Origin of the sequence: Pseudonocardia sp. N23, assembly GCF_002583555.1 — a bacterium.
Lineage (GTDB): Bacteria > Actinomycetota > Actinomycetes > Mycobacteriales > Pseudonocardiaceae > Pseudonocardia.
Map to the genome: position 1 here is coordinate 128279 of NZ_BEGX01000057.1, position 26527 is coordinate 154805.

General features: G+C 72.8%; 28 protein-coding genes and 1 pseudogene. 19 read left to right on the forward strand and 10 right to left on the reverse strand.

The genetic code is table 11. The features are described 5' to 3' along the window. Positions 1 to 153 precede the first annotated feature (153 nt). From TOK_RS17365 to TOK_RS17405, 9 genes are all read left to right on the forward strand, one after another. A complete protein-coding gene (locus TOK_RS17365) occupies positions 154 to 564 on the forward strand; it encodes a low molecular weight protein-tyrosine-phosphatase (protein ID WP_253258439.1) in 411 nt (136 codons plus the stop codon). Further along, on the forward strand, positions 561 to 1424 hold the full coding sequence (locus TOK_RS17370) for a fructosamine kinase family protein (protein WP_098959073.1): 864 nt from the start codon (positions 561 to 563) through the stop codon (positions 1422 to 1424). Before TOK_RS17365 ends, TOK_RS17370 begins: the two co-directional genes overlap by 4 nt. Before the next feature lie 270 nt (positions 1425 to 1694). Then, complete coding sequence (locus TOK_RS17375) at positions 1695 to 3320, forward strand: ABC transporter substrate-binding protein (RefSeq protein ID WP_098958918.1); 1626 nt, start codon at positions 1695 to 1697, stop codon at positions 3318 to 3320. Between the two features lie 28 nt (positions 3321 to 3348). Continuing rightward, complete coding sequence (locus TOK_RS17380) at positions 3349 to 4191, forward strand: MaoC/PaaZ C-terminal domain-containing protein (protein WP_098958919.1); 843 nt, start codon at positions 3349 to 3351, stop codon at positions 4189 to 4191. Beyond that, positions 4191 to 5360, forward strand: a complete 1170-nt coding sequence (locus tag TOK_RS17385; protein ID WP_098959074.1) for an acyl-CoA dehydrogenase family protein — start codon at positions 4191 to 4193, stop codon at positions 5358 to 5360. The genes TOK_RS17380 and TOK_RS17385 overlap by 1 nt, the downstream gene beginning before the upstream one ends. Before the next feature lie 4 nt (positions 5361 to 5364). Then, a complete protein-coding gene (locus TOK_RS17390; RefSeq protein WP_098958920.1) occupies positions 5365 to 6255 on the forward strand; it encodes an SDR family NAD(P)-dependent oxidoreductase in 891 nt (296 codons plus the stop codon). Continuing rightward, positions 6252 to 7130, forward strand: a complete 879-nt coding sequence (locus TOK_RS17395; RefSeq protein ID WP_098958921.1) for an amidohydrolase family protein — start codon at positions 6252 to 6254, stop codon at positions 7128 to 7130. The genes TOK_RS17390 and TOK_RS17395 overlap by 4 nt, the downstream gene beginning before the upstream one ends. Next, a complete protein-coding gene (locus TOK_RS17400) occupies positions 7127 to 8698 on the forward strand; it encodes an AMP-binding protein (protein WP_098958922.1) in 1572 nt (523 codons plus the stop codon). Before TOK_RS17395 ends, TOK_RS17400 begins: the two co-directional genes overlap by 4 nt. A gap of 59 nt (positions 8699 to 8757) precedes the next feature. Next, positions 8758 to 10092: a DUF2252 domain-containing protein gene (locus TOK_RS17405; protein WP_098958923.1), complete on the forward strand. Its 1335-nt coding sequence runs from the start codon at positions 8758 to 8760 to the stop codon at positions 10090 to 10092. Positions 10093 to 10178: 86 nt separating this feature from the next. On the opposite strand, the gene TOK_RS17410 is transcribed toward TOK_RS17405, so the two are convergent. The 3 genes from TOK_RS17410 to TOK_RS32690 are packed head-to-tail and all read right to left on the reverse strand — an operon-like array spanning position 10179 to position 11898. Further along, positions 10179 to 11378 (reverse strand): FAD-dependent monooxygenase, encoded by a 1200-nt coding sequence (locus TOK_RS17410; protein WP_098958924.1) that lies wholly within the window; start codon positions 11376 to 11378, stop codon positions 10179 to 10181. Then, the gene (locus tag TOK_RS17415; protein ID WP_098958925.1) at positions 11375 to 11761 is read right to left on the reverse strand and encodes a pyridoxamine 5'-phosphate oxidase family protein; all 387 of its coding nucleotides are present in this window, start codon (positions 11759 to 11761) and stop codon (positions 11375 to 11377) included. Before TOK_RS17415 ends, TOK_RS17410 begins: the two co-directional genes overlap by 4 nt. Further along, the gene (locus TOK_RS32690; RefSeq protein ID WP_172457616.1) at positions 11758 to 11898 is read right to left on the reverse strand and encodes a hypothetical protein; all 141 of its coding nucleotides are present in this window, start codon (positions 11896 to 11898) and stop codon (positions 11758 to 11760) included. Before TOK_RS32690 ends, TOK_RS17415 begins: the two co-directional genes overlap by 4 nt. 17 nt (positions 11899 to 11915) lie before the next feature. Between TOK_RS32690 and TOK_RS17420 the strand changes: the two genes are divergently transcribed. Further along, entirely contained in the window at positions 11916 to 13541 is a 1626-nt protein-coding gene (locus TOK_RS17420; RefSeq protein ID WP_098958926.1) for a thiamine pyrophosphate-binding protein, read from the forward strand. On the opposite strand, the gene TOK_RS17425 is transcribed toward TOK_RS17420, so the two are convergent. Genes TOK_RS17425 through TOK_RS17435 form a run of 3 tightly spaced genes read right to left on the reverse strand, consistent with a single transcriptional unit; the run spans position 13542 to position 17597 of the window. Continuing rightward, positions 13542 to 14960 (reverse strand): wax ester/triacylglycerol synthase family O-acyltransferase, encoded by a 1419-nt coding sequence (locus tag TOK_RS17425; RefSeq protein WP_098958927.1) that lies wholly within the window; start codon positions 14958 to 14960, stop codon positions 13542 to 13544. It lies immediately after the preceding gene. A gap of 10 nt (positions 14961 to 14970) precedes the next feature. Further along, positions 14971 to 16212, reverse strand: a complete 1242-nt coding sequence (locus tag TOK_RS17430; protein ID WP_098958928.1) for a cyclopropane-fatty-acyl-phospholipid synthase family protein — start codon at positions 16210 to 16212, stop codon at positions 14971 to 14973. After that, positions 16209 to 17597 carry an FAD-binding protein gene (locus TOK_RS17435; protein ID WP_098958929.1) on the reverse strand — a complete coding sequence of 463 codons (1389 nt, stop codon included), beginning with the start codon at positions 17595 to 17597 and terminating at the stop codon, positions 16209 to 16211. The genes TOK_RS17430 and TOK_RS17435 overlap by 4 nt, the downstream gene beginning before the upstream one ends. A 144-nt stretch (positions 17598 to 17741) precedes the next feature. Between TOK_RS17435 and TOK_RS17440 the strand changes: the two genes are divergently transcribed. Together TOK_RS17440 and TOK_RS17445 are read left to right on the forward strand one after the other, a co-directional pair. Continuing rightward, a complete protein-coding gene (locus TOK_RS17440) occupies positions 17742 to 18377 on the forward strand; it encodes a DUF47 domain-containing protein (protein WP_098958930.1) in 636 nt (211 codons plus the stop codon). A 1-nt stretch (position 18378) separates the two neighbouring features. Further along, positions 18379 to 19374, forward strand: coding sequence for an inorganic phosphate transporter (locus TOK_RS17445; protein ID WP_098958931.1), 996 nt, complete (start codon positions 18379 to 18381; stop codon positions 19372 to 19374). A 29-nt stretch (positions 19375 to 19403) separates the two neighbouring features. Here the strand turns inward: TOK_RS17445 and TOK_RS17450 are convergent, their stop codons facing one another. Genes TOK_RS17450 through TOK_RS17465 form a run of 4 tightly spaced genes read right to left on the reverse strand, consistent with a single transcriptional unit; the run spans position 19404 to position 23266 of the window. Then, complete coding sequence (locus tag TOK_RS17450; RefSeq protein ID WP_098958932.1) at positions 19404 to 20258, reverse strand: PPK2 family polyphosphate kinase; 855 nt, start codon at positions 20256 to 20258, stop codon at positions 19404 to 19406. 43 nt (positions 20259 to 20301) lie between these two features. Then, complete coding sequence (locus tag TOK_RS17455; RefSeq protein ID WP_098958933.1) at positions 20302 to 21174, reverse strand: ABC transporter ATP-binding protein; 873 nt, start codon at positions 21172 to 21174, stop codon at positions 20302 to 20304. Further along, the gene (locus TOK_RS17460; protein WP_098958934.1) at positions 21171 to 22274 is read right to left on the reverse strand and encodes an iron chelate uptake ABC transporter family permease subunit; all 1104 of its coding nucleotides are present in this window, start codon (positions 22272 to 22274) and stop codon (positions 21171 to 21173) included. Before TOK_RS17460 ends, TOK_RS17455 begins: the two co-directional genes overlap by 4 nt. After that, a complete protein-coding gene (locus tag TOK_RS17465; protein ID WP_098958935.1) occupies positions 22271 to 23266 on the reverse strand; it encodes an iron ABC transporter permease in 996 nt (331 codons plus the stop codon). Before TOK_RS17465 ends, TOK_RS17460 begins: the two co-directional genes overlap by 4 nt. Before the next feature lie 264 nt (positions 23267 to 23530). On the opposite strand from TOK_RS17465, the gene TOK_RS17470 reads away from it, so the two are divergent. The 7 genes and pseudogenes from TOK_RS17470 to TOK_RS32695 form a co-directional block, all read left to right on the forward strand. Further along, entirely contained in the window at positions 23531 to 24256 is a 726-nt protein-coding gene (locus TOK_RS17470) for a pyrimidine reductase family protein (protein ID WP_098958936.1), read from the forward strand. Between the two features lie 119 nt (positions 24257 to 24375). Beyond that, complete coding sequence (locus TOK_RS17475) at positions 24376 to 24882, forward strand: Asp23/Gls24 family envelope stress response protein (RefSeq protein ID WP_098958937.1); 507 nt, start codon at positions 24376 to 24378, stop codon at positions 24880 to 24882. An 11-nt stretch (positions 24883 to 24893) separates the two neighbouring features. Then, a complete protein-coding gene (locus TOK_RS17480; RefSeq protein WP_253258440.1) occupies positions 24894 to 25235 on the forward strand; it encodes a hypothetical protein in 342 nt (113 codons plus the stop codon). Further along, positions 25232 to 25534 (forward strand): hypothetical protein, encoded by a 303-nt coding sequence (locus TOK_RS17485; protein WP_098958938.1) that lies wholly within the window; start codon positions 25232 to 25234, stop codon positions 25532 to 25534. Before TOK_RS17480 ends, TOK_RS17485 begins: the two co-directional genes overlap by 4 nt. After that, entirely contained in the window at positions 25531 to 25710 is a 180-nt protein-coding gene (locus tag TOK_RS17490; RefSeq protein WP_098958939.1) for a hypothetical protein, read from the forward strand. The genes TOK_RS17485 and TOK_RS17490 overlap by 4 nt, the downstream gene beginning before the upstream one ends. Positions 25711 to 25715: 5 nt before the next feature. Further along, positions 25716 to 26141, forward strand: a complete 426-nt coding sequence (locus TOK_RS17495) for an Asp23/Gls24 family envelope stress response protein (RefSeq protein ID WP_306305146.1) — start codon at positions 25716 to 25718, stop codon at positions 26139 to 26141. A gap of 37 nt (positions 26142 to 26178) precedes the next feature. Continuing rightward, positions 26179 to 26527: pseudogene (locus tag TOK_RS32695) on the forward strand (hypothetical protein); the annotation flags it as partial.

Sequence of the window (26527 nt, forward strand, 5' to 3'; positions counted from 1 at the left end):
CGGCCGCCCGCGGGCACGAGCACGCCACGCCCGCCCACCGGCGATGTCCGGTTTGTGATCCGAGTCGCCCGAACGGACCCCGGGGGCGGTGCGTCCTACGGTGGCCGGGTGCATGTGAGTTTCGTCTGTACGGGCAACATCTGCCGCTCCCCCATGGCCGCCCAGGTCTTGCGTGCCCACCTCGACCGCGCCGGGCTGGGCGACGTCGTCGTCACCAGCGCGGGGACCGGTGGCTGGCACGTCGGGGAGCCGGCCGACCCGCGTGCGGCGGAAGTGTTGCGCACCAATGGTTACGCGACCGATCACGCCGCCCGTCAGCTCGACTCCGAGGAGCTGTCGGCCGACCTGCTCGTCGCGCTCGACCGTGACCATCTGCGGTCGTTGCGCCGCTCGGTACCCGAGCCCGAACGGGTGCGGCTGCTGCGCTCGTTCGACCCCGACGCCCCCGCCGACGCCGAGGTCCCCGATCCCTACTACGGGGGCCCGGGCGGGTTCGACGAGGTGCTCGACATGATCGAGGCGGCGATGCCGGGCATGGTCGAGTGGGTGCGGACGAGGGCGTGACCCGCGAGGGTCCCGCCGGCGCCGTCGCTCTGTTGCTGGGCGGCACGGTGGTCGGGACGGCGGAGCTGGGCGGCGCTACCCGGGTCGACCTGGCTGACGGGACGAGCCTCGTCGCCAAGGCCGGGTCGAGCGTCGTGGCGGAGGCCGCGGGGCTGCGCTGGCTCGCCGGCGGCGCGGGCCCGTTGGTCGCAGAGGTGCTGGCGACCGGGTCGGCGGCGGAGGCGACGTGGCTGGTCACCCGCTTCGTGGCGACGACCGCGCCGGCCGCCGCGGCGGCCGAGGAGCTCGGCGTCGCGCTGGCCCGGCTGCATGCCGCGGGCGCTCCGGCGTTCGGGTCGCCACCCCCGGGCGGGCCCGCCGACGCGTGGATCGGCACGGCGCCGATGCGCAACAGCCCGAGGCACGACGGCTGGGCGAGCTGGTACGCAGCTGACCGGGTCCTCCCCTACGCCCGGGCGGCCCGCGACGCGGGCACCTTCGACGCCGCCGACGTCGCCACGATCGAGGCGGTCTGCGCGCGGCTGCCGGAGCTGGCCGGGTCCGCCGAGTCGCCGTCGCGGCTGCACGGTGACCTGTGGTCGGGCAACGTCCTGTGGACGGCGGCGGGCGCGCTGCTGATCGATCCGGCCGCCCACGGCGGGCACCGGGAGACCGACCTGGCGATGCTCGAGCTGTTCGGGCTCCCGCACCTGGCGCGGGTCCGTGCGGCCTACGACGAGTCCGCCCCGCTCGCGCCCGGGCACGCCGCCCGCATCCCGCTGCACCAGCTCTTCCCGCTGCTGGTGCACGTCGTGCTGTTCGGCGCAGGCTATGCGGGACAGGCACTGTCGGCTGCCCGCGCGGCGCTGCACGCGGCCTGAACGCCCGCGCTCTCCCCGGTCGCGAGAACCAGGCCGGCGTCGATCTCGTCGAGCGGGCCGCCGCTGGGTGGTGATGGAAGCGGCTTGCCGCAGGGGTCACACGGAATCCGTCGTGACCATGATTGTTAACAATCTGGTTGCCATGATTGGGTCGGATCGCTACGGTCCGTTTCATACCGAGAGCGGGAGGCCCATCATGGGTGTTGCCGTCACTGTCGACGGACGAGCTGACCGACGCGCTGCCTCACTACCCCGGGAGGTGGTGCCGGTATGAACCGGTCGCTCCCACGGCCCTGGCGTACCCGCGCCGCCGTCGCGATCCTGGCGATCGGCACGCTCGTACTCTCCGCGTGCGGCTCCAACGCCGGTTCCTCGACCGGCCCGGAGCTGCGGACGGTCAACCCGTTCGGCGACAATCTCGCCTCCGAGGGCACCGCGAAGAACGGCGGGACGCTGATCCTCGCCGAGGACCGCGAGATCGTCAGCTTCGACCCGACGGTGCAGAACTCCAACATGGCGGCACTCGCCGTCTACGACTCGCTGCTCAAGCTCGACGACAAGGGCGTCCCCCAGCCGTACATGGCGAAGTCGATGGAGACCACCGACAACGGCACGACCTGGCGGATGGGGCTGCGCCCGGAGGTGACGTTCTCCGACGGCACCCCGCTCGACGCGCAGGCCGTCATCACCAACGTGCAGCGCCACATCGACAAGAAGTCCTCGCCCTCGAACCGGTACGCCGTCGTCATCGGGTCGATGCGCGCGGTCGATCCCACGACCGTCGAGTTCACCCTGAAGAACCCCAGCGGCACCTTCCCGCAGCTCTTCGCGCTGCCGTTCAACTCCGGCAACCTGGGCACGATCGTCTCCCCGAAGGCCTTGCAGGAGAAGGGCGAGGCCGGGATCGCGAAGGAGCCGGTCGGGGCCGGGCCGTTCACGTTCACCAGCTGGGTGCGTGACTCCAAGCTGACCCTGACGAAGAACCCGAACTACTGGCAGCAGGGTCTCCCCCATCTCGACGGGCTGGAGTTCCGGCCGCTGCCCGACACCGAGACCCGCTACGCATCGATCGAGAACGGCGACGTCGACGTCGTGTTCGGCGGCTACCACACCGAGCTGATCCGTGGCCTCGGAAACCCGAACCTGAAGGTCTACTACGGCTCCGGCAACGGAGCGGAGTACATCTACTTCAACCAGACGCGGGCACCCTTCGACGACCGGCGGATGCGTGAGGCTGTCGTCCGGGCGATCGACCTGAACGCGTTGGCGGCCAGCCAGTACCGGGGCCAGATGGAGCGTGCCGACGGCTACTTCGGCGACGACACCGAGTTCTCCAGCCAGCAGTCGCGTGACGCGTGGCCGGCGTTCGACATCGAGAAGGCGAAGCAGCTCGTCGCCGACTACAAGGCGAGCGGCGGCAACGCGACCGTCCAGTACAAGACGACCAACGCGCCCAACCGCGTCGCGTTCGCGGAGTTCCTGCAGGCCCAGCTCAAGGCGGCCGGCATCGACATCCAGGTGCAGTTCTACGACCTCGCCCAGTACTCCTCCAGCGTCGTGCAGAGCCGCGACTTCCAGATCGCGGGCTGGGTCGGCGGTCCCGTCGACGGGCCGTTCCCCGGTGCCTTCAACCTGTTCCACTCGGGCGGCAGCACCAACTTCGGGAACTACTCCAACCCGCAGGTCGACGCAGCGCTCGACACGGCCGTGTCGACGACCGACCCGGCCGAGCTGGCGAAGGCCTACCAGCAGGTCCAGCAGCTCACCAACCAGGACCTCGCGGTCGCCTACTACAGCCGCGGGTACCTGTCGACCATCGCGAAGCCGCAGGTCAAGGGCATGCAGCGATACCTCACCCGCGACACGTTCTTCGCGAACATGTGGCTCGACCGGTGACTGTGCACCCGGGAAGGAACTGACCGACATGGCCGTCGATCCGAATGCCGTCGGGCGCGAAGGCGAACCCCGCACGCGCTCGTGGGACTCGAAGGACGCGTTGCTCTACGCCGTCGGGGTGGGTGCCGGTCTCGGTGCTCCCGCCGAGGAACTGCAGTTCACGACGGAGAACTCCGACGGCGTCGAGCAGCGGGTGCTGCCGACGTTCGCCGTGCTGCTCTCGCAGGCCCCGACACCGGGCTTCGGCGACTTCGACCGCTCGATGCTCGTGCACGCCGAGCAGCACCTGGAGCTGCACCGCCCGGTGCCCGTCGAGGGCACGGTCACGACCACCGCCCGGATCACCGGCCTGCACGACAAGGGATCGGGTGCGCTCGTCTCCGTCGAGGCCACGGCGGTCCTCGACGGCGGCGAGCGGCTCGCGACCAACCGCAGCGCGGTGTTCATCCGCGGCGAGGGCGGTTTCGGCGGCGAGCGCGGCCCGAAGGAGACATGGACGCCGCCCGACCGGGCGCCCGATCACACCGTCACCTATGCGACCCGTCCCGAGCAGGCGTTGATCTACCGCCTCTCCGGCGACCGCAACCCGCTGCACTCGGACCCGGCGTTCGCGGCCAAGGGCGGGTTCGACACCCCGATCCTGCACGGGCTGTGCACGTACGGGGTGACGGGCCGGGCGCTGCTCGCGACGGTGTGCGGCGGCGACCCGGACCGGCTCACCGCGATGTCGTGCCGGTTCTCCTCGACGGTGCTGCCGGGGCAGTCGCTGACCGTCGACGCCTGGCGCGACGGTGCCGACGTCTGGTTCCGCACCAGGCTCGACGACGGCACGGTCGTCATCGACCATGGCCGGGCGAGCGTCGCAGGGTGATCGACTTCTCGCTGTCCGACGAGCAGCGCGCGGTCCGCGACACGGTTCGCGCGTTCGTCACCCGTGAGGTCGTCCCGCTCGAGGCGCAGGTGCTGCGCAACGAGCGGGACGGGGTCACGGCCCTCGAACCCGGCGTGCTGGAGTCGTTGCAGGACAAGGCGCGCCGGTCGGGCTTCTGGGGCATCACGACGCCCGAGGAGTTCGGGGGGATCGCGCTCGGGCCCGTCATGAACGCCGTGCTGACGATGGAGCTGGGGCGCACGTTCGTCCCGTTCCGGTTCGGCGGGTCGGCCGACAACATCCTGTTCGACGCCTCACCCGAGCAGCAGGACACGTACCTGCGACCGACGATCGCCGGGGAGCGCAGGAGCTGCTTCGCCATCACCGAGCCCGGCGCGGGGTCCGACGCCCGCAACATCCGCAGCCGGGCCCGCCGCGACGGCGACGACTGGCTGATCACGGGCGAGAAGACGTTCATCACCGGCGGGCACGAGGCCGACTTCGCGATCGTCTTCGCCGTCACCGACCCCGACCTGGGCGCCGACGGCGGCGTCACCTGCTTCCTCGTCGACCGGGACATGGGCTGGACGTCCTCGCCGATCCCGACGATGGGCGAGTGGGGCCCGGCGTCGCTGAGCTTCGACGACGTCCGGGTGCCGTCGTCGAACGTGCTCGGCGAGGTCGGTAAGGGCTTCGAGAAGGCCCTGCGCTGGATCGGGCAGGGTCGCTACCTCATCCCGGCCCGCGCGGTCGGCTCGGCGGAACGGCTGCTGGGCATGGCGGTCGACTACGCGAAGGTCCGGGAATCGATGGGCCACCCGATCGCCGAGTACCAGGCGATCCAGTGGCAGATCGCCGACTCGGCCGTCGAGATCGAGTCCACGAAGTGGCTGACGCTGCACGCCGCGTGGCGGGCCGAGACCGGTCGCGACGCCCGGCATGCCACGTCGATCGCGAAGCTGACCGGCGCCCTGATGGCCAACCAGGTCGTCGACCGGGTGCTGCAGATCCACGGCGGCATGGGCTACACGAAGGAACTGCCCATCGAGCGCTGGTACCGCGAGCTGCGGCTGCTGCGCATCTACGAGGGCACCGACGAAATCCAGCGCCGCACCATCGCGCGCAACCTGCTGAAGGGCCACGTCGCCCTCGGCACCATCGGGGAGTGAATCGATGCTGACAGGACGTTCGGTCGTCGTGACCGGATCGGGACGTGGCCTGGGCCGCGCCTACGCAAGGGCTGTCGCGGCCGCGGGGGCGGGCGTCGTGGTCAACGACGTCGACGCCGACGCGGCCGCCGCGGTGGTCGCCGAGATCGAGGCCGACGGCGGGGAGGCGACGTCGGTGGTCGCGCCGGTGGGGCCGACGGAGACCGCCGACGCGCTGGTCGCGGCCGCGGTGGAGCGGTTCGGCCGGCTCGACGCCATGGTCACCAACGCGGGCCTGCTGCGGGACCGGTCCGTCGGCAAGATGGGCGACGACGACTGGGACGCCGTCATCGCCACGCACCTGCGCGGCACGTTCACCTGTGCCCGGGCGGCGATCGCCCGGTTCCGCGAGCAGGGCGACGGGGGTCGGCTCGTGCTCGTCGGCTCCCCCGCCGGCCAGCGCGCGAGCTTCGGGCAGACCAACTACTCCGCGGCCAAGGCCGGGATCGTCGGGATGGCCCGCACCCTGGCCGCCGAGACCGCGCGCCACGGGATCACGGTGAACGCGCTGGTCCCGGTCGCGCTGACCCGGATGGTCGCGACGATCCCCGTGTTCGCCGACGCCGTCGCCGCCGTCGAACGGGGCGAGCCGGTGCCCGACGAGCTGCGCGCCAAGGGCGTCGGCACCGCCGAGGACGTCGCCCCGCTGCTGGTGTGGCTGCTGTCGGACGCCGCCGCCGAGGTCACCGGGCAGGCACTCGGCGTCGGCGGGGACAAGATCAGCGTGTGGACGCACCCGGCCGTCGCGGCCGAGGCGTCGATGCCCGGCGGGTGGACCGCCGAGGCCATCGCGAAGGAGTTCCCGGCGCAGCTCGCGCCGCACCTGCAGACCTACGCACCGGAGCGGAACGGATGAGCCTCGACATCACGAACCTGCAGGCCATCGACGTCCACACCCACGTCCATTTCTCGCAGGCCGCCGCCGCGAGCCCCGAGGGCGGCGCGCGGATGGAGCAGATGCGGGCCCGTTTCGGCTCCGACATCCTCGGCATGGACCTGCCCGGGATCGCCGAGTTCTACCGGCAGCGCAGCATGGCCGCGGTCGCGTTCACGATCGACAGCCTCGGGGAGCCGTCGGAGCACGCGCCGACCAACGAGGAGATCGGCGAGCTCGCCGCCGAGCACACCGACGCGATCATCCCCTTCGCGAGCGTGCACCCGCTGCGCGGCAAGGGTGGCGCGAGGATCGCGCGCCGGCTGATCGAGACCTACGGGTTCAAGGGGTTCAAGTTCCACCCCAGCGTCCAGGAGTTCTACCCCAACGACCCGGTGGCGTTCCCGATCTACGAGGTGCTCGCCGAGTACCAGCTGCCCGCACTGTTCCACACCGGGCAGAACGGCGTCGGCGCCGGGACCAAGGGCGGCGGCGGGATCCGGCTCAAGTACTCCGACCCCCTGTACCTCGACGACGTCGCCGTCGACTTCCCCGACATGCCGATCGTCATGGCCCACCCGTCGTTCCCCTGGCAGGACGTGGCGCTCTCGGTCGCGACGCACAAGGCGCAGGTGTACATCGACCTGTCGGGCTGGTCGCCGAAGTACTTCCCACCGCAGCTGGTGCAGTACGCGAACACGTTGCTGCGCAAGAAGGTCCTGTTCGGAACCGACTTCCCGCTGTTCACCCCGGAACGCTGGAGGGCCGACCTGGAGAAGACCGAGATCCGCGACTCGGTGAAGCCCGACATCATGCTGCACAACGCGGCCCGGCTGTTCGGGCTCGAGTCGGAATGACGCCGCTCCCGGACGACTTCGCCACGCACTTCGAACTGGTCGCCGATCTCGCTCCGCACCGGCTCGCGGTCGTCCAGGGCGACCGGGCGCTGACCTGGAGCGGGTTCGACGACGCGGCGTCGCGGCTGGCCGGGTGGCTCGCCGAGCACGGGATCGGCGACGGCGACCGGGTGGCGATGCTGGCCCGCAACTCCCCCGGCTACCTCGTCGCGCTGCTGGCGATCTGGAAGCTGCGGGCGACGATGGTCAACGTCAACTACCGCTACCGCGCCGACGAGGCCCGCTACGTGCTGGCCGACGCCGACGCCCGCGCGGTCGTCGCCGACGAGGACCTGCTCGACGTCGCCGGCGCGGCCGCTCCCCCCGGCGCACTGGTGCTCACGGTGTCGGACGAGCCGGACGGTCCACCCCTGCCGCGGACGCAGCGCGGCGGCGACCGGGAGTGGCTGCTCTACACCGGCGGGACGACCGGTAACCCGAAGGCCGTCGTCGGGTCGCACCGCGAGCGCTGCCGCACCGCGCAGACCGGCACCCTGCGCAGCCTGGGGCTCGACCGCGCCGACGGTGTCGACGCCCTGCGAGCGGCGCTGGCCGTCGACCCGCGGGGACCCGAGGGGATCGTGTGGCTGCCCGCGCCGCCGCTCATGCACGGCACCGGGCTGTACTCCGCGCTCGGCTCGCTCGCGGGCGGCGCACCCGTCGCGCTGCTACCCGGGCGCGGGACCTCCGGCGACGACCTCGCAGACACCGTCGCGGCGCACGGCGTCACCGACCTGACGATCGTCGGCGACGCCTTCGCCCTGCGGCTGCTCGACGCGCTCGACGCGGACGCGGCGGCGGGCAGGCCGTCCCGCATCGCGTCGCTGAGACGGATCCGCAGCATCGGCGCGGTGTGGAGCCCCGCGGTGAAACGCCGGCTGCTGGCCCACGCCGACCTGGCCCTGCACGACTCCATCGCCGCGTCCGAGGGCGGGCTCTACGCGGTCTCGGTGGTCACCCGTGACACCCCCGACGACCGGCTCGGCGGGTTCGAGCTGGCCGCGAGCGCCCGGCTGCTCGACGACGACGACCGTGACGTCGTCCCCGGATCGGGGGTCGTCGGCCTGCTGGCGGCGCCCGTCGTCGAGAACGCGGGGTACGCCGGGGACCCGGAGAAGACCGCGGGCGCGTTCCGCGACCTCGACGGAGTGCGCCTGTCGATCCCCGGCGACATGGCCCGCCTCGGCGCGGACGGCCGCCTCGAGCTGCTCGGCCGCGGCAGCTCTGTGATCAACACCGGCGGCGAGAAGGTCTACGCCGACGAGGTCGAGATCGTGCTGCGCGAGCATCCCGCGGTCCGCGACGTCGTCGTCGTCGGGGTGCCGGATCCGGTGTTCGGCAGCGTCGTCGGCGCCGTCGTCGCGCTGGAGCAGGGACGCAACGCCGACCCGGACACGTTGCGCGACTTCGTCTCTGCCCGACTCGCGTCGTACAAGAAACCGCGCAGGCTGCTGCTCGCCCCCGAGGTGGAGCGGCTCGCCAGCGGCAAGGCGGACCTGCGCTGGGCCCGCGACCAACTGACCTCGTGAGTGAGCCCTTGTCCGCGGCGCCGTTTCCGTACGGAGCGAGGCGCGGCTAACGTCAGATCGTGAGCACAGTGGACGCGGCCCCCACGTCGCAGGACAGCCATGACGTCGGCCGCGCCGCCCGGGACCGCGCGCCACGCCGCGAGTTCGGCGCGTGGAGCCCGTCGCTGCGCGACCAGGACGTGCTCGACGTCCTCACCGCGCAGAACGCGATCCGTGCCGCCGATCTCGTTCCCGTGCGCTGGGGCCGGATGAGCGCATCGCCCTGGACGTTCTACCGCGGCGCGGCGGCGACGATGGCCGCAGACCTCGGAACCCGGCCGCACAGCGGGCTGACCGTCCAGCTCTGCGGGGACGCCCACGTGCTCAACTTCGGGCTCTGGGCCACACCGGAGCGCAACCTGTCGTTCGACCTGCGCGACTTCGACGAGACCCTGCCCGGCCCGTTCGAGTGGGACGTCGCGCGTCTCGTCACGAGCCTGGAGGTACTGGCCCGCGAGCACGGCGGAGACGCGACCGAGGCGATCGCGCAGTGCCTCATGGCCTACCGCACCCAGATCGCCCGCCACGCCGACGCCCACGTCCTCGACACCTGGTACGACCTGATCCACGTCGACCGCTTCCTCTCCGTGTTCACCGACGCCGACCGCCCCCGCGCCGCGGCGCACATCGCGCGCAAGGCACGGCGCCGGACCCACCGCGGCGTGCTGCGCAAGCTCACCGAGATCCGCGGCGGCCGGCTGCGGATCAGCGAGGACCCGCCGATCCGCGAGCACGTTCACGACGGGCCCGCACTCGAGCTGTTCGCCGCCTACCACGACTCGCTGCCCGACGACCGCCGTCATCTCCTCGACCGGTTCACCCCCGTCGACGCGGTCCGCCAGGTCGTCGGTGTGGGCAGCGTCGGGATGCGGGTGCACCTGATCCTGCTGCAGGGCCGCGACACCACCGATCCGCTGTTCCTTCAGATCAAACAGGCGGGCGAGTCGGTGTACGAACCGTACTGCGGCGCGAGCCGCTACGCCGCGCACGGGCGCCGGGTGATCGAGGGCAAGCGGCTGGTGCAGAGCGCGACCGACGTCTTCGTCGGCTGGGCGAGCGCGCGCGGGCACGACTACTACGTGCGGCAGTTCCGGGACATGAAGGTGATCGCCGACGGCGAACTCCTCGCGCCGCGGCTGCCCGAGTTCGCAACGGCGTGCGGGCACGTCCTCGCCCGCTCGCACGCCCGCAGCGGCGACCCGGCCGCGATCGCCGCCTACCTGGGCCGCGGGCGGGCGTTCGACGAGGGGATGACGGCGTTCGCCCACGCCTACGCCGACCAGAACGCAGCCGACCACCGGTCGCTCGTCGACGCCATCGCCGCCAGCCGGCTGCCGACCGCCCGGGGCTGGTGAGCCCGGCCCGAGGCCACGCGCGGGCGCACAGCGGCCACGCGCGGGCGCACAGCGGCCGCTCACGGCCGCCGAGGTCGTGAGCGGGGTCAGCGGCCCGGGCCCCGCAGGCCGAAGGACAGAGCGGGGTCACCCGGGGTGAAGGTACCCGTGAACTGCGACGAGTCGCCGATCTCGCGGCAGCGGGCGAGCAGGGCACGGCCCATGGCGAGCTGGGTCCGCTCCCAGGCGGCGAGGGCGGCATCGACGTCACCGGGGTGGGCCGTCAGCTGCGCCGCCAGCTCCCAGCCGTCCGCGGCGGCCTTCGCCGTGCCGGCCCCGGCATGGGGGCGCACCGCGAACGCGGCGTCACCCGCCAGGCAGACCCGGCCGAACGCCATCCGGGGCACCTCGATGTCGTGGACGGCCTGGACGAACGGCTCCGCCACCGCGAGCACCGCCTCGGCGATGACGGGTGCGAGCAGCGCACGGACGTCGGACCGGAAGGCGGAGACCTGCTCGGGGCGCATCGCGCCCGGCGGCAGCGAGACCGGCCGGACCTGACCGTCGACACCGGTCATCACGTCGTCGAACGCCGGGCCGGCCGCGACGTTGCGGTACCAGACGAAGTTCGTCAGGCGCTCCCCGCGCACGACCGATCCCGATGGCCCCGGGATCGGGTAGACGAGGACGTGGCTGCCGGGCAGCACCTGGTAGGTGATGGCGTCGGCGAGCTCGGCGAACACCGGCTCCGGCAGCTCCGACTCCGGCACCGTCCCCCGCCACGCGACGTATCCGGCGTAGCGGGGGGCGACGCCGGGGAGCAGGGCCGCACGGGTCGGGGAGGCGATGCCGTCGGCGGCGACGACGAGATCGGCCCGCGACGTCGCGCCGGACGCCTCGGTCAGCACCGCACCGTCGGCGTCGCCCGCGATCGCCGTGACCTCACGGCCGAGGCCGTACCGGTCCGGTGCGCGCGCCTCGAAGTCCGCCAGCATCGCCCGGTAGATCGTGTTCCACGACGAGAACCGGTTGTGGTGCTCGCGCTCGTGGACGGTCGCGCCGCCCGGGTCGACGAACCGAACCCGCGACGTCGTGCTGCACAACGTCTCGGGGTCGACATCGCTCCGTTCGGCGACCCAGCGCAGGGTGTCGTCGAGGGCGACGATCCCGGCACCGCGGCCCTCCAGGGCCGACCCGGACCGCTCCAGGACCCGGACGTCGCAGCCGAGGTCCGCGAGGACGAGCGCGGCGGTGAGCCCGCCCAGCGACCCTCCGACGACGGCGACCGACGGCAGCGCAGGGCTCACGGCTTGCCGAAGGTCGCCACCCGGTCGACGGACAGCTCGAACAGCACCCGGCGCTCGTCGATCGACGGGTCGCGCAGGCCGTAGGGCGGCTCGTTGCCGGTGTACTTCGTCCAGATCCGGTCGAGCTGCGCGGTGACCCGGGGGCCCTCCTCCGGGTCGTCCTCGGAGACCTCGCGCGCGACCGTGGCCTTGATCGAGAGCCAGTGGTAGGCGTTCGCCGGGTTCATCAGGACGAACGTGACCTGGGGGTGCCCGCGCAGCCACCCGACCTTCTTGCGATGCGTCGCCAGGTTCAGCAGCACCGTGTCGCCCTCGTAGTCGAACCAGACCGGGGTGAGGTTGGAGCGGCCGTCGTTGCCGGTGACCGACACGATCGCGGTCACGGGCTCGTCGAGGAGGCTCTTTTGTAGACGTCGGGGAGGCCGGCGAGGGAGCCGACGGTGTCGTGGTCGCCGATGGTGAACTGGCCCGGCTGCAGGCCGTCGGCGACGTCGAGGAAACGAGCAACGCTGATCGTCATGGCGTTAGCGTAAGGCCATGTCGACCGCTCCTTCCGGAACTCCTGCCGCCGGCTCCCGCACCGATGCCCCGCCCGCGGGCGGGATGGCCGCCGGCCTCGCCGCGGCCGGCGTGCGGCGGATCTTCGGGATGCCGGGCGGTGGCCCGAACCTCGACATGATCGGCGCGGCGGCGGAGCACCGCATCGCCTTCACCCTCGCCCGCGGCGAGACCGCGGCGTGCGTCATGGCCGGCGTGTTCGGGTTGCTCACCGGGACGCCGGGGGTCGCCGTCGTCACCCGCGGCCCCGGGCTGACCAGCGCGGTCAACGGCCTCGCGCAGGCGACGCTGGACCGGGCGCCGCTGCTGCTGGTGTCCGACACGGTGCCGGCGGACCGGCGGTCCCGGATCGGGCACCAGCTGCTCGACCAGGTCGGTGTCGCCGCACCGGTGACGCGCTGGAACGGCACCCTCGGCTCCGCGGACCCGGCCGGTGTCGCCGCCGCCGCGTGCGCGCTGGCCACCGGGCCGCGCGCCGGGGCGGTGCACCTGGACTTCGACCCGTCGGTGCCCGGCGACGCGGCCCCCGCCGCGCCCGGTCCGGCGTCGCTCGACGAGGCCGCGCTGGAGCGGGCGGTGACGACCGCCGGGGGCCGCCGGCGCCCCGTCGTGGTGCTGGGCAGCGGTGCTGCCCGGCACGCGGCCGCGCTGCGTGCCGTCCTCGACGGTGCGGGCGTCCCCGTCCTGACCACCTACCAGGGGCTCGGCACGATCGACTCGACCGGACCGGACGCCGCGGGGCTCTACACCAACGGCAGCCCCGAGCAGGCGCTGCTCGCCGGGGCGGACCTCGTCGTCGGCGTCGGGCTCGACGGGGTGGAACCGATGCCCGGCGAGTGGGCCTGGGAGGCGCCCGTCGTCCTGCTCGACGACGCCGGCTTCGGCCCCGACACGAACACCGAGTTCTACGGCGCCCCCGAGCTGGTCACGGGCCCGCCCGCGGAGTCCCTGGCGGCGCTGCTCGCCGCCACCGCACCCGGGTGGGAGCCCGGGACCGGGGCGCACCGGCGTCGGGAGCTCCGCGCGGCGTTGGAGGCCGGGCCGCGCGGGGACGGGCTGCACCCGGTCGACCTCACCCGCGCCGTGCTCGACCACCTCGGTCCGGTTCAGGTCTCCGTCGACGCGGGCGCCCACATGCTGGCCGTGCTGCCGCTGTGGGACGCCGCCCGTCCGCACGGCGTGCTGATCTCCAACGGCCTCGCGACGATGGGCTACGCACTGCCCGCCGCCATCGGCGCGGCGCTGGCACGGCCCGGCGAGCGTGTCGTCTGCATGGTCGGCGACGGCGGGCTGGGGATGACGCTCGCGGAGCTGGAGACCCTCGCCCGGCTGGACCTGCCGGTCACCGTCGTGGTGTTCGACGACGCCGCGCTCAGCCTCATCGAGCTCAAGCAGCGCGGGGGCCAGGGTGGGGCGGGGGCGGTGCGCTTCTCCCCCGTCGACTTCGCCGCGGTCGCCGCCGCCATGGGCATCCCGTCGGCCGTGGCGGGCGACGTGGCCGGGGTGACGGCCGCGCTGGGCGGCGCCGGTGACGGCCCGTTCCTGCTCGACGCCCGGGTGGACCCGGCGGGGTACGCCCACGTCATGCGGGTGTCGCGGGGCTGATCAGGGGTCGGACAGGAGCTCGGCCAGCGCGGCGTTCATCGCCTCGGCGAGGACGTCGACGTCGGGCATCGTGTCGCGGTCGGCGTTGAGGCCGTAGCAGACCGACCCGTTGTAGGAGGTCACGCCGATGCCGACGGCCTGCCCCTCGGCGAGCGGCACCACCGGGAACAGGTCCTGCAGCCGCGCACCCATCGCGTAGAGCGGCCGCGGCGGCCCGGGCACGCTCGTGACCAGCACGTTGAACAGCCGGCTGGACAACCGGCTGGTCAGCCGGGCACCCATGCTGTGCAGCTGCGGCGACATCAGACCGGCCAGCCCGACGAGCGCGGTGGGCGCCGCGTCGTGCGCGCCGCGCTTCTGCGCATCCATCTGTCCGGCGATCCGGCGCAGCCGCTCCCGCGGCTCGTCGAGCCCGACGGGCAGGTCGACGAAGTAGGCCGAGATCTGGTTGCCCCCCGACGTCTGCCCGCCCGGGTCGCGGCGGCGGCGCACGCTCACCGGGACCATGGCGCGCACCGTGGTGTCGGGGTGCAGCGCCTCGCCGCGGGTCATCAGCCAGTGGCGCAGCGCCCCGCAGACGACGGCGAGCACGACGTCGTTGACCGTGCCGGCGCCATCCGCGCAGTGCGCCCTGCGTACGGCCCGGTGCTCGGCCAGCGACGTGCGCGCCATCGAGTAGCGGCGCTGCTCACCGATCGGGCGGTTCAGCGCGTCGAGGGGGCCGCCGGCCAGGGCGGCGCCGCGGGTCGCCTCGACGATCCCCGACACCGTCCGGCCGACCCCCGTCACGGCGGCTCGCAGGTCCGCGACGGCGCGGGTGGCGGCGTCGACAGCGCCACGCGGCCTGCGCAGGTTGTCGACGACCGCCGACGCCGCCAGCTCGATCCCCGACGGCTCGCGCCGGGGCACCCACTCGTCGTCGGGCACGGCGCGGGGCTGCGGGGTGCGGTCGAGCAGCAGCGTGCCGATGTCCATCGACGCGACGCCGTCGACCATCGCGTGGTGGGTCTTGGTGACCAGCGCGAACCGGCCGCCCGACACCCCCTCGACGACGTAGAGCTCCCACAGCGGGCGGTCTCGGTCCAGGCGCCTGGAGAGCAGCCGCCCGACGAGGTCGCGCAGCGCGTCGTCGGAACCCGGGGCGGGCAGCGCGGAGCGCCTGATGTGGTAGCTCAGGTCGAAGTCGGCGTCGTCGACCCACACCGGCAGCCCGAGGCGGCCCGGGACCTCGCGCACACGCTGCCGGTACCGCGGCACCAGCGAGAGCCTGCTGCCGACGAGCTCGGTGAACTCGTCGACGTCGAAGTCCGAGCCGTCCTCGGGAGGCAGGAACGTCATCACCCCGCCGACGTGCATCGCCGTCGTCGGCTGTTCCATGTAGAGGAACGAGGCGTCCAGCGGGGACAGTCGATCCGGCACGGGTGACAGCCTACGAGGGGGATCTCCAGCCGCGGAGCGGGAATCCCGACCTGCCGTGCTCGCCCAGCTTCACGCCCAGCACCTGGTGCAGCTGGATGTTGTCGCGGACGAAACCGAGCCTGCTCGCGGCCATGTAGAGCCGCCACACCCGGGCCCGCTCGAGCCCGACCTCGGCCACGGCCTCGTCCCAGTGGTCCTCCAGGTTGTCGCCCCAGCCGGCGAGGGTCCGCGCGTAGTGCTCGCGCAGGTTCTCCTCGTGGCGGATCTCGAACCCGTTGTCGTTCATCGCCGTGATGATCGTGCCGACGGTCTCGAGCTGGCCGTCGGGGAACACGTAGCGGCCGATGAACGGGTCGATCTTGCGCTGGCTCGTGCTGAACGGGTGGGTGATGCAGTGGTTGAGCAGCCGGCCCTCGGGGCGCACCTTGGAGGACAGGAACCGGAAGTACGACGGCAGCTGCGACTTGCCGATGTGCTCGGTGAGCCCGATCGAGCTCACCGCGTCGAACCCGGTCTCCTTCACGTCGCGGTAGTCGAGGTGGCGGACCTCGGCCAGGTGCGCAAGGCCCTGGCGCTCGATCTCGGCCTGCGCCCACTCGGCCTGGTTGCGCGACAGCGTGACCCCGAGCGCGCGGACGCCGTGGTGCGCGGCGGCGTGGCGGACCATCCCGCCCCAGCCGCAGCCGACGTCGAGCAGCCGCATGCCCGGCTGCAGGTCGAGCTTCTGTGCGACGAGCTCGTACTTGGCCTCCTGGGCCTGCTCGAGTGTCGAGGTGTCGGTCGGGTAGCAGGCGCACGTGTAGGTCATCGACGGCCCGAGGACCCACTCGTAGAAGCGGTTCGAGACGTCGTAGTGGTGCGAGATGACCTGGCTGTCGCGGAACTTCGAGTGCAGCCGGCCGCGTGGCCGCGCCTCGATCGCCGGTGCCGGCCTGCGGTGGCGCAGCCACACCGGTGCGAGCTCGCGGACCAGCCGGACCTGCTCGGCACGCGGGATCCCCTGCAGCGCCACGTCGGCGAGCGCGTCGAGCGCGGTGTACAGGTCGCCCTCGACCTCGATCTCGCCGGTCACGTAGGCCCGAGCGAGCCCCAGCGTGCCGGGCGCGGACACCAGACGTGCCAGCGCTGCCGGGGACTCGACGCGCAGCGCCACGTCCGCGTCGTCCGGCCCGGACTTGCTGCCGTCGTACGCGACGATCCGGATCGGCGCATCCCGACCGATGATCCTGCCCAGGACGTCGGCCACCCTCATGACTGCCCCACCACCTTCGAGTAGAGACCCGGCAGCCGCCCGTCCGGGTCGTAGCGGTCCTTCACGGCGCGGTAGGCGTCGCCGTTGTATCGGCGCCAGAACTCGTCCTCGTCGTAGTGCACCGTGGAGTACAGGGACTTGTGCCCGCCCAGCTCGGCGACCAGTTCCTCGACGAGCCGGTTGTGGGCGTCGGGCCGGCCGGGCACCTCGTCGACGGTCGACCAGAAGCCGACGTTGACATAGAGCCGGTCGGCCTGCATCGGGTACAACGGCCACTCACGCTTGCCGCGCAACCGGATCGGGCACAGCCACACCGGCGAGATGCCGACGTCGCGGTGGAAGACCTCCAGGAACCGCTCCAGGTTCTCGACAGGGATCTCGACGTCCTGGATGACCATCTCCTGACGCGGCGAGCCCGTGAGGTCGTGGACACGGTTGGTGATGCCGTGGCGCTGGTCCAGTGCGACGAGACGCCGGTAGACGTCGGAGCGCCGGTAGCGGCGTGGCCAGACCCTGCGTACCAGCGGGTTCTGCACACCGAAGGCGCGTGAGCACCAGAACCAGTCGGTGTCCCAGCGCCAGATGTAGTCGCGGGTGGTGAGGTGGTCGACCGGCCGCTGCTGCAGCGACCGGTAGAAGACGTGCTGCCCGGTGTAGTCCGACACCTGGGCGCCGGGCATCGGCTCCTCGACGAACCGGCCGACGGTCACGTACTGCTCGCGGCCGTCGAACACCGTGCCGTCGACGAAGGCGATCCCCGCACCCGCGCCGTCGAGGTCGCAGAGCCGCTCGATCTCGGCGGCGGCCTCGGCGGCGGTGCCGAAGCGGTGGTGGGTCAGCTGGACGAACGGCGCGACCGGCTGCAGCTCGACACGCAGCCGGAGGGAGTAGCCGAGGGTCCCGTAGGAGTTGGGGAACGTGGCGTAGAGGTCGGCGTGCTCGCCGTCGGGCCGGGCGGTGACGACCTCGCCGGACCCGGTCAGAAGGTCCATCTCCAGCACCGACTCGTGCGGCAGGCCGTGCCGGAACGACGTCGACTCGATCCCGAGGCCCGCGACGGCGCCACCGACGGTGATCGTCTTGAGCTGTGGAACGACCAATGGCATCAGGCCGTGGGCCAGGGTGGCGTCGACGAGGTCCTCGTACGTCGTCATCCCCTGGACGTCGGCGGTGCGGGCACTCACATCGACATCGATCACACCTGTGAGCCTCGACGTGTCCAGAAGGCGGACATCCGGCCTGGAACCGCCGAAACGGAACAGGTTCGACGACGGCTTCCCCAGCCGGACCCGCTGACCCGGCGGCACTGCCCGGTAGCGTTCGACCAGGTCAGCTACGGCGTCGGCATGATCGGCCCGTTTGGCCGACGCCACGCTCAAGTTCATCTTTGCGACGCTAATCGGCAATCGCCGCCGGTGCACTCCCCTTCCGTGTCACGACTTCGGCGCGTCGTACACGGACGCGGACCGCCACGGCCGGTCGGGGTACCTGCCGGGAGGCCTCTCACACGCCCCGGGTACAACCCTCGCATGGCTTTCCGGTTGACACCTCATGAACGAGGGTTCTACCCGTTGTTCACCCGCGCGGCGGAGAACATCGTCACCGCCGCCGAAGAGCTGACGAAGCTGGTGGCCGCCGAGCCGGCGGCCCGCCCGCCGCTGGCCGCCCGGGTGAAGGACCTCGAACACGCCGGGGACGAGCTGACCCACGAGATCATGGTGAAGCTCAACTCCGTGTTCGTGACGCCGTTCGACCGCGAGGACATCTATCGGCTCGCCTCCTCGCTCGACGACGTCCTCGACGCGATGGAGGAGGCCGCCGACCGCATCGTGCTCTACCGCCTCGAGGCCCTGCCCCCGGGGATCTCCGTGCAGACCGACGTCCTGCTGCGGGCCGCGATCGCGACCGCCGCGGCCATGCCGGGGCTGGAGAAGCTCGACTCGCTCAAGGAGTACTGGGTCCACGTCAACTCCCTCGAGAACGAGGCCGACGACGTCTACCGCTCGCTGCTGCGTGACCTGCTCGCCCCCGACGACGACGTCTCCCCGCTCGACGTGCTGACGGTGCTGAAGATCAAGGAAGTCGTCGAGACGCTCGAGGAGGCCGCGGACGCGTTCGAGACGGTGGCCAACACCGTCGAGAGCATCGCCGTCAAGGAGGCCTGAGGTGGAGCTCGCGCTCATCCTCGTGGTCATCGTCGTCGCGCTCGCGTTCGACTACACCAACGGCTTCCACGACGCGGCGAACGCCATCGCCACCTCGGTGTCGACGCGCGCCCTGTCCCCGCGGGCGGCGCTCATCATGGCGGCCGCGATGAACATGGTCGGGGCGTTCCTCGGCACCGAGGTGGCATCGACCGTCGGCAAGGGCATCATCTCCGCACCCGAGGGATCGGCGGGGCTGGCCGTGGTCCTCGCGGCGCTGCTGGGTGCCATCGCCTGGAACCTCGTGACGTGGTGGTTCGGCATGCCGTCGTCGTCGTCGCACGCGTTGATCGGCGGCCTCGTCGGTGCCGCGCTGGCGTCGGCGGGCACCGTGCAGTGGGCGGGCGTGCTGGAGAAGGTCGTCATCCCGATGGTCGTCTCCCCGATCGTCGGGTTCGCGCTGGCCGGGCTCGTCATGATCGCCCTGCTGTGGGTGTTCAAGGACGGCCGTCCGCAACGGGTGACCCGGGGGTTCCGGCACGCCCAGACCGTCTCGGCGGCGGCGATGGCGCTCGGCCACGGGCTGCAGGACGCACAGAAGACGATGGGCGTGATCGTGCTGGCGCTGGTCGTCGGCGGCTACCACCAGGGCTTCGACATACCGTGGTGGGTCATCGTGCTGTCGGCGGGCGCACTCTCGGCGGGTACCGCGGCCGGCGGCTGGCGGATCATGCGCACGCTGGGCCGGCGCATCATCGACCTCGACCCGCCGCGCGGGTTCGCCGCCGAGGCCACCGCCTCGGCCGTGCTCTACACAACGGCGTTCGCCTTCGCCGCGCCCATCTCGACGACGCAGACGATCACGTCGTCGATCCTCGGGGTGGGCGCCACCAAGCGCCTGTCTGCGGTGCGCTGGAACGTCGCGGGCAACATCGTCGTCGCCTGGGTGCTGACGCTGCCGATGGCGGCGCTGATGGCCGCACTGGCCTACTGGGCGCTGCACGGCCTGCTGGTCTGAGCGACACCACCACGGCCGGCGCCTGCGGGTCAGACCGCCGCGCGCACCCGGGCCTTCTCCGCCTCGACGTCGAAGTCGGCGGGCGGGTACCGGGGGTCGATGGCGTCGAGCGTCTCGGCCAGCAGGGCCGCGACCGCCCAGTTGCGGTACCACTTGCGGTCGGACGGGACGACGTACCAGGGCGCGGCGTCGGTGTCGCAGCTGCTCAGCGCGTCGGTGTAGGCGGCCTGGTAGTCAGTCCACTTCGCGCGGGCGTCGAGGTCGCCCGGGTTGTACTTCCAGTACTTCTGCGGGTCCTCCAGCCGGGCGGTGAGCCGCTCGGCCTGGGCCTGCGGCGAAATGTGCAGCATGCATTTCACGATCGCGACGCCCTGCTCGTCGAGCTCGGCCTCGAACGCGTTGATCCGGTCGTACCGGCTGCGCCACTCCGCCTCCGGGACCAGCCCGTCGACCCGCACGACGAGGACGTCCTCGTAGTGGCTGCGGTCGAACACCCCGATGAACCCGGGGGCCGGGACCTGCTTGCGGATGCGCCACAGGAAGTCGTGGGCGAGCTCCTCGGGTGTCGGGCGCTTGAACGACGCGATGTGCAGCCCCTGGGGGTTGACCAGCCCGGCGACGTGGCTGATCACCCCGCCCTTGCCGGAGGTGTCCATGCCCTGCAGGACGAGCAGCACCGCGCGCGGGCTCGACCCGCCGACGGCCCCCGCGTAGAGGGCCTCCTGACGGGCGTCGAGCCGGGCGCCCAGCTCGGTCATCGCCTTGGCGGCCTTGGCCTTGTCGCCGGGTCCGACGGGCGTGCCCGCGGGGTCGACCGCAGCCAGGTCGACCCCGCCGCGCGGCACCCGGAACGTCTCGCGCGCGGACCGCGCCTTCTTGGCCATCCGCGCACCCTAGAACCCGCGGTCCCGCCGGATCCAGGGTCGGTCAGGCGCCCGTGGCGATCTTCTCCGACGTGTCCGTCCCGATCGGCACGACGAGCGGTGTGCCCGACACCGGATCGGGGATCACCCTGGCGTGCAGGCCGAACACCTCGGCGAGCAGTGGCTCGGTGATCACCTCCGACGGCTTCCCCGCGGCGATGATCCTCCCCGCGCGCATGGCGACGAGCCGGTCGGAGTAGCGGGCCGCGAGGTTCAGGTCGTGCAGCACCATCACAACGGTCCGGCCCCGCTCGCGGTTGAGCCGGCGCACCAGCTCCAGCACCTCCACCTGGTGGGCCAGGTCGAGGTAGGTGGTGGGCTCGTCGAGCAGCAGCAGGTCGGTGCCCTGGGCCAGCGCCATCGAGATCCAGGCCCGCTGCCGCTGGCCACCGGACAGCTCGTCGACGGGCCGCTCGGCCAGGTCGCCCATGTTCGTCCACTCGAGCGCCTCGTGCACCGAGTCCTCGTCGTCGGAGGACCACTGCCGGTACCAGGCCTGGTGGGGGTGGCGGCCTCGGGCCACCAGGTCGCCGACGGTCAGCCCCTCGGGAGCACTGGGCGTCTGCGGCAGCATGCCCAGGATCGTCGCGACCTCCTTGGTGGGCATCTTGTCGATGCGCTTGCCGTCGAGCAGGACCTGCCCCTTGCTCGGGGTGAGCAGCCTGCCGAGGGCGCGCAGCAGCGTCGACTTGCCGCAGCCGTTGGGCCCGATCACCGACGTGACCGTGTGCTGGACGACGTCGAGGTCGAGGTCGTCGACGATCGTGCGGTCGCCGTAGCCGAGGCTCACCGACTCCGCACGCAGCCGCACACCGGCGGCGACGAGATCCGTCGCGGCGTCGCCGGCCGCGGACGTCTGGGCAGAGCTCTGGGTCATGCTCGGGCCTCCCGGCCGTGACGGACGAGCAGGTACAACAGATAGGGGGCGCCGAGAACCGCGGTGACCACGCCCACCGGGAGCTCGGCACTGCCGAACGCGGTCCGCGCCAGCAGGTCCGACAGGACCACGAGCGTCGCACCGATGAGCAGCGACGCCCCGATGGGCGGCCGGGACGACGTCACCAGCCGCTGCGCGACCTGCGGTGACACCAGGGCGACGAAGGCGATCGGGCCCGCCGACGCCGTCGCGATCGCCGCCAGGCCGACGGCCACCGCGAGCAACGCGGTCCGGGCGCCGTCGACGCGCACGCCCAGCGCGCGGGCGGTGTCGTCGTTGTACTGCAGCGCACCCAGCAGGTGGGCCAGCACCAGGGCGACGGGCACGAGCACGGCCAGCGCGATGCCGACCGGCACGACGTGCTCCCAGCCGCGGGCGTTGAGGCTGCCGTTGAGCCACACCTGCGCCCGCGCCGCCTCGTGGACCTGCGCGGCGATGAGCAGCCAGTTGACCAGCGCGTACAGGATCGCGTTCATCCCGATGCCGACCAGGACGAGCCGGAAGCCCTGCACGCCCTTGCGCCAGGCGAGCACGTAGATCAGCGTCGCGGTGATCAGGCCGCCCAGCAGCGCCGCCACCGGCAGGCCCACGGAGCCGGCGATCACGGCGAACAGGCCGAACCCGCTGCCGAGCACGATCACACCGACGGCCGCGGCACTCGCGCCCATCGTGATCCCGATGATGTCCGGCGCCGCGAGCGGGTTGCGCGCCAACGCCTGCAGGATCGCCCCCGACACCGCGAGCGCCCCGCCGACCAGCGCACCGGTGAGGGTCCGCGGCAGCCGCAGGTCGAGCACGACGAACTGCTGAGCCGGGTCGCCCCCGCCGAACAACGTCGCCAGGACGTCGCCGACACCGATCGGGAACTCGCCGCGGCCGATGTTGAGCGCGGCCGCGACGACCAGCACCGCCGCCGTCACGACCAGCACGACGACGGTCCGCGGCCGCCAGACCCCGGAGAACCGGCCGACGCGCAACGGGTCGCGCCCCGGGACCAGCCCGGGGGGCCGCCTGCCCGGCTCCTCCACGGTCGCAGTCACAGCTGCGCCAGCTTCTTGCGGCGCACCAGCGCGATGAAGAACGGCGCCCCGATCAACGCCAGTACGATCCCCACCTGCAGCTCCCCCGGCCGGGCGACGACCCGGCCCACGACGTCGGCGGTGAGCAGCAGCACCGCGCCCGACAACGCCGACGCGGGCAGCAGCCATCGATGGTCGGGCCCGGTGAACGAGCGCACCACGTGCGGCACGATCAGGCCGAGGAAGGCGATCGGCCCGCACGCCGCGGTCGCCGACCCCGCCAGCAGCGTGATCGCGACGACGCCCAGGACGCGGGTGCGGGTCACCGGGTGCCCCAGCGACCTCGCGACGTCGTCGCCGAGCGCGAGCGCGTTGAGCGCGGGCGCGGTGGCCAGCGCGATGATGGCGCCGACCATCAGGAACGGCGCCACCTGCGCGGCGATGGCCGGCTCGCGCCCGGCGAGCGAGCCCACGTTCCAGAAACGGTAGGCGTCGAGGGTGCGGACGTCGGTGAGGATGACCGCCGACGTCAGCCCGAACAGGAACGCCGACACCGCCGCGCCCGCGACCGCGAGCGTCACCGGTGTCGCGCCCGCCCGGCCGACCGAGCCGAGCATGAACACCCCGACGCTCGCCACCAACGCCCCCGCGAACGCGAACCACACGTAGCCGGTGAGCGAGCTGATCCCGAAGACGTGGATGCCGACGACGACGAGGAACGCCGCACCCGCGTTGACACCGAGCAGTCCGGGGTCGGCGAGCGGGTTGCGGGTGTGGCCCTGCATCAGCGCGCCCGCGAGGCCCAGGGCCGCGCCGGCGAGCAGGCCCAGCACCGTGCGCGGGACGCGCAGCGACCGGACCACGACGTCGTCCTCGGTACCGGTGGGGCTGAACAGCGCCGACCACACGTGGTCGAGCGGGACGGCCTTCGCACCGATCGCGACACTCGCGAGGCACACCACGACCAGCAGCACCGCGAGCAGCAGGAGACCGGTCACCCGGCGGCTGCGCATCGACCTCGGTGCATGCGGTGGCTGCGTCGGCCTCGCGGCGACCGTCGTCACCGTGGGTTCACCCCGGTCTCCCGTCCGATCTCGTCCCGTCCTCCCGGCGACGTGCACAGCCGGTGACCGGCGGCAGCCGGGCCTCCGGTGGCGCCCACCATAGGTGAGGCATGCCTGTGCTCAACAGAGGCAGCCATCACCGTGGCGTCACGGTTGTCACGTCCGCCCGGGCTCGCGGACGACACCGTCGGCGCAGCGTGCTGGGATGTCACCGTGCGACGACTCCTGCCCGCCGACGGCGCGCACCCCGACGACGACGGGCTCCTCGCCCACTACGCCTACCCCGACGGGCCGGACGCCCCGTACGTCCGGGTCAACTTCGTCTCCAGCCTCGACGGCGCGGTGAGCGTCGACGGCCTGTCCGGAGGGCTCGGTTCCGACGCCGACAAGGCGGTGTTCGGGGCGCTGCGCCGGCTCGCCGACGTGGTCCTCGTCGGCGCCGGCACCGCGCGCGCCGAGGACTACCGCGGCGCCCGGCGCCCCACACTGGGCCGCGACCTGCCACCACCGATCGCCGTCGTCACCGGGTCGGCCGACCTCGACCCCGGCGCCCGGCTGTTCACCGACACCGCCGTCGCCCCGATCGTCCTGACCACGGCCGGTGCGCCCGCCGCCCGCCGCGAGGCACTGCGCGCCGCCGGCGCCGACGTCGTCGAGGCCCCCGATCTCGAACCCGCGACGCTGCTCACCGAGCTCGGCCGCCGCGGCCTGACGCGCGTGCTCTGCGAGGGCGGGCCGTCGCTGTTCGGGGCTCTCGCCGGCGCCGGACTCGTCGACGAGCTCTGCCTGACCCTCTCCCCCGTCGTAGTCGCGGGCTCCGCGGGACGCATCACCGCAGGTCCGACGACCGATCTCCGCCTCGAGCTCGCCGGTGTCCTGCACGCCGACGACGCGCTGCTGCTGCGCTACACGCGTGGCCGGGGTCGACCGAACGGGTGACCCCGCGTGAGGCGGACCGGTCGGCGCGCATCCATATGACATGTGGGCCGGATTCACCGGCCCGCGCCGGGCCTCTCGGCCCGGCGACACCGAAAGCCAGTCGTGAGGAGATCACCACGATGACCGAGGCCACCCCACCCACGACCACCACATCGACGACCGCCACGACCCGGGGCACCGCCCCGGCCACGGCGGGTTCACCCGCCCGGGTCGCCGAGGACACCAGCCAGGGCCGCACCACGATCGCCGCATCCGTCGTCCAGAAGATCGCCGGCATCGCCGCCCGCGAGATCTCCGGCGTCTACGCGATGGGCGGCGGCGTGTCCCGCGCGTTCGGTGCGATCCGGGAGCGCATCCCCGGCGGCGGGACCGGCGCGGCCAACATCGCGGGCGTGCAGGTCGAGGTCGGCGAGAAGCAGGCCGCGATCGACCTCGACATCGTCGTCGAGTACGGCGCGTCCATCCGCGAGCTCGCGCGAGCGGTGCGGCGCAACGTGATCACCGCCGTCGAGACCATGACGGGGCTGGAGGTCATCGAGGTCAACATCGCCGTCAACGACATCCACCTGCCCGAGCTCGACGACCCGGAGGACCTTCCCGCGCCCGTCGTCTCCCGCGTCGAATAGGGCGACGGCACGTGACCGACTCCCCCGCACCGGCCGGCCGGGCCGCGGCCTCGCCCGACGACATGTTCGTCGAGACCGTCGCCGCTCTCGTCGCCGCCCACCCCGCCGTCGCACGTCTCGACGGCGGACGGTTCGGCGACGTCGCGACGTACCTGCCCGGCCGGCGCAGGCTCGTCGGGGTGCGGGTCGGGGAGCCGGGCGAGCCCGTCGAGATCGCGGTCGTCGTGCTCGGCGACCGGCCGATCCCACAGGCCGTCGCCGAGATCCGCTCCGCCGTCGCCGCGCTGCGGCCCGGTCCGGTCGACGTGACCGTCAGCGACATCGCGGTGGGTCCCCTCGGCGATGGACCGTGACGCCTGAGGAGCGGGCCGCGTACCGGGCGTTCGTCCGCGAGAACCATCCCGACCGCGGCGGAGACCCCGCCGCGTTCGTCGCCGGGCTCGCGGCGATGCGCGACCGGCCCGCATCCCCGCGGCCACGACATGACGCCCGCGACGACCCGCGCGACGACATCGTGTTCGTCCGCGACATCCCGCTGCCCGCCCGGATCGCCGTCGCGCTGCTGCGCACCGTGCGCCGCCACCGTCTCGACCGCCGCCGCGCCGAACCGGACTCCGACGGTCCCCTCTCTCAACCCAGGAGTGCTCCATGAACGCCACCCAGACCGGCCTCCTCGCGGGCCTCGTGCTCGGGGCCGCCGGCGCGATCGGCGGGTTCAGCGCCTTCCTCGTCGCGCTGCTCGTCGGCGTGGTGGGCCTGGTCGTCGGCCTCGTGCTCGACGGCAGGCTCGACGTCAGCGGTCTCCTCGGCCGCGGCAAGGACAGGTGACCGGCGTGACCACAGCCGGAGCGGGGGTCGACCTCGCGAAGGCGCCCGCCGTCGATCCCGTCGACCCGGTCGCGGACGCCGAGATCGCCGGCCGCGGCACGCTGGAGATCGCCCCGAGCGTGCTGCGCAAGATCGTCGAGTACTCCGCCGACCAGGTGCCCGGGACGCTGCGCACCGAACGCCGCGTCGCCGGGTTCGACGTCGGCGACGCGGGCTCGGCCGCCAAGGTCAGCGTCGGCGGCCCCGCGGGCGACATCGACGTCCGCCTCGAGCTCGCGCTCCAGTACCCCGGGTCGGTACGCGGTGTCGTCGAGCGGGTCCGCGGCCACGTCGCCGAGGAGCTCGCCCGGCTCACCGGCTACCGGCTGCGGAACCTCGCCGTCACCGTGACCGGGCTGCGCGGTCTCCCGCCACCACCGCGGCTGCGCTGAGCCGTCCCCGACCCGACCTCACACGAAGGAGGATCCCGTGCGCGTACTCGTGCGCGTCCTCGCCCCGCTGCTCGGCCTCGCCCTCGCCGCCATCGGCGTGCTGGGTGTCGTCGAGATCGCGGCGGCCTGGATCCAGCCCGGACGCGGCGGCGACGGTCTGCTCATCCCCTGGCGGGCCTGGCAGCGGACGCTCGACACCCAGATGTGGGCGACCACGCCGGTGAAGATCGTCGCCGTCGTCGTCGGCGTCATCGGGCTGCTGCTCCTCGTCGCGGCATTCACCGCCCGCCGCCACGACGTCCCCCTGCGCCCACCCGCCCCGTACGTCACCGTGACGACCTCGCCGCAGGCGTTGGCGCGCATGGTCGGACGTCGCGTCCGCGCCG

Bases quoted from the DNA above. Each gene is read 5' to 3' on its own strand.
- TOK_RS17380 (WP_098958919.1), top strand. From the start codon at position 3,349: ATGGCCGTCGATCCGAATGCCGTCGGGCGCGAAGGCGAACCCCGCACG.
- TOK_RS17440 (WP_098958930.1), top strand. From the start codon at position 17,742: ATGGCTTTCCGGTTGACACCTCATGAACGAGGGTTCTACCCGTTGTTC.
- TOK_RS17435 (WP_098958929.1), bottom strand. From the start codon at position 17,597: ATGAACTTGAGCGTGGCGTCGGCCAAACGGGCCGATCATGCCGACGCC.
- TOK_RS17465 (WP_098958935.1), bottom strand. From the start codon at position 23,266: ATGCGCAGCCGCCGGGTGACCGGTCTCCTGCTGCTCGCGGTGCTGCTG.
- TOK_RS17390 (WP_098958920.1), top strand. From the start codon at position 5,365: ATGCTGACAGGACGTTCGGTCGTCGTGACCGGATCGGGACGTGGCCTG.
- TOK_RS17395 (WP_098958921.1), top strand. From the start codon at position 6,252: ATGAGCCTCGACATCACGAACCTGCAGGCCATCGACGTCCACACCCAC.
- TOK_RS17365 (WP_253258439.1), top strand. From the start codon at position 154: ATGGCCGCCCAGGTCTTGCGTGCCCACCTCGACCGCGCCGGGCTGGGC.
- TOK_RS32690 (WP_172457616.1), bottom strand. From the start codon at position 11,898: ATGACGATCAGCGTTGCTCGTTTCCTCGACGTCGCCGACGGCCTGCAG.
- TOK_RS17450 (WP_098958932.1), bottom strand. From the start codon at position 20,258: ATGGCCAAGAAGGCGCGGTCCGCGCGCGAGACGTTCCGGGTGCCGCGC.
- TOK_RS17490 (WP_098958939.1), top strand. From the start codon at position 25,531: ATGAACGCCACCCAGACCGGCCTCCTCGCGGGCCTCGTGCTCGGGGCC.
- TOK_RS17455 (WP_098958933.1), bottom strand. From the start codon at position 21,174: ATGACCCAGAGCTCTGCCCAGACGTCCGCGGCCGGCGACGCCGCGACG.
- TOK_RS17420 (WP_098958926.1), top strand. From the start codon at position 11,916: ATGTCGACCGCTCCTTCCGGAACTCCTGCCGCCGGCTCCCGCACCGAT.
- TOK_RS17400 (WP_098958922.1), top strand. From the start codon at position 7,127: ATGACGCCGCTCCCGGACGACTTCGCCACGCACTTCGAACTGGTCGCC.
- TOK_RS17375 (WP_098958918.1), top strand. From the start codon at position 1,695: ATGAACCGGTCGCTCCCACGGCCCTGGCGTACCCGCGCCGCCGTCGCG.
- TOK_RS17475 (WP_098958937.1), top strand. From the start codon at position 24,376: ATGACCGAGGCCACCCCACCCACGACCACCACATCGACGACCGCCACG.
- TOK_RS17430 (WP_098958928.1), bottom strand. From the start codon at position 16,212: ATGAGGGTGGCCGACGTCCTGGGCAGGATCATCGGTCGGGATGCGCCG.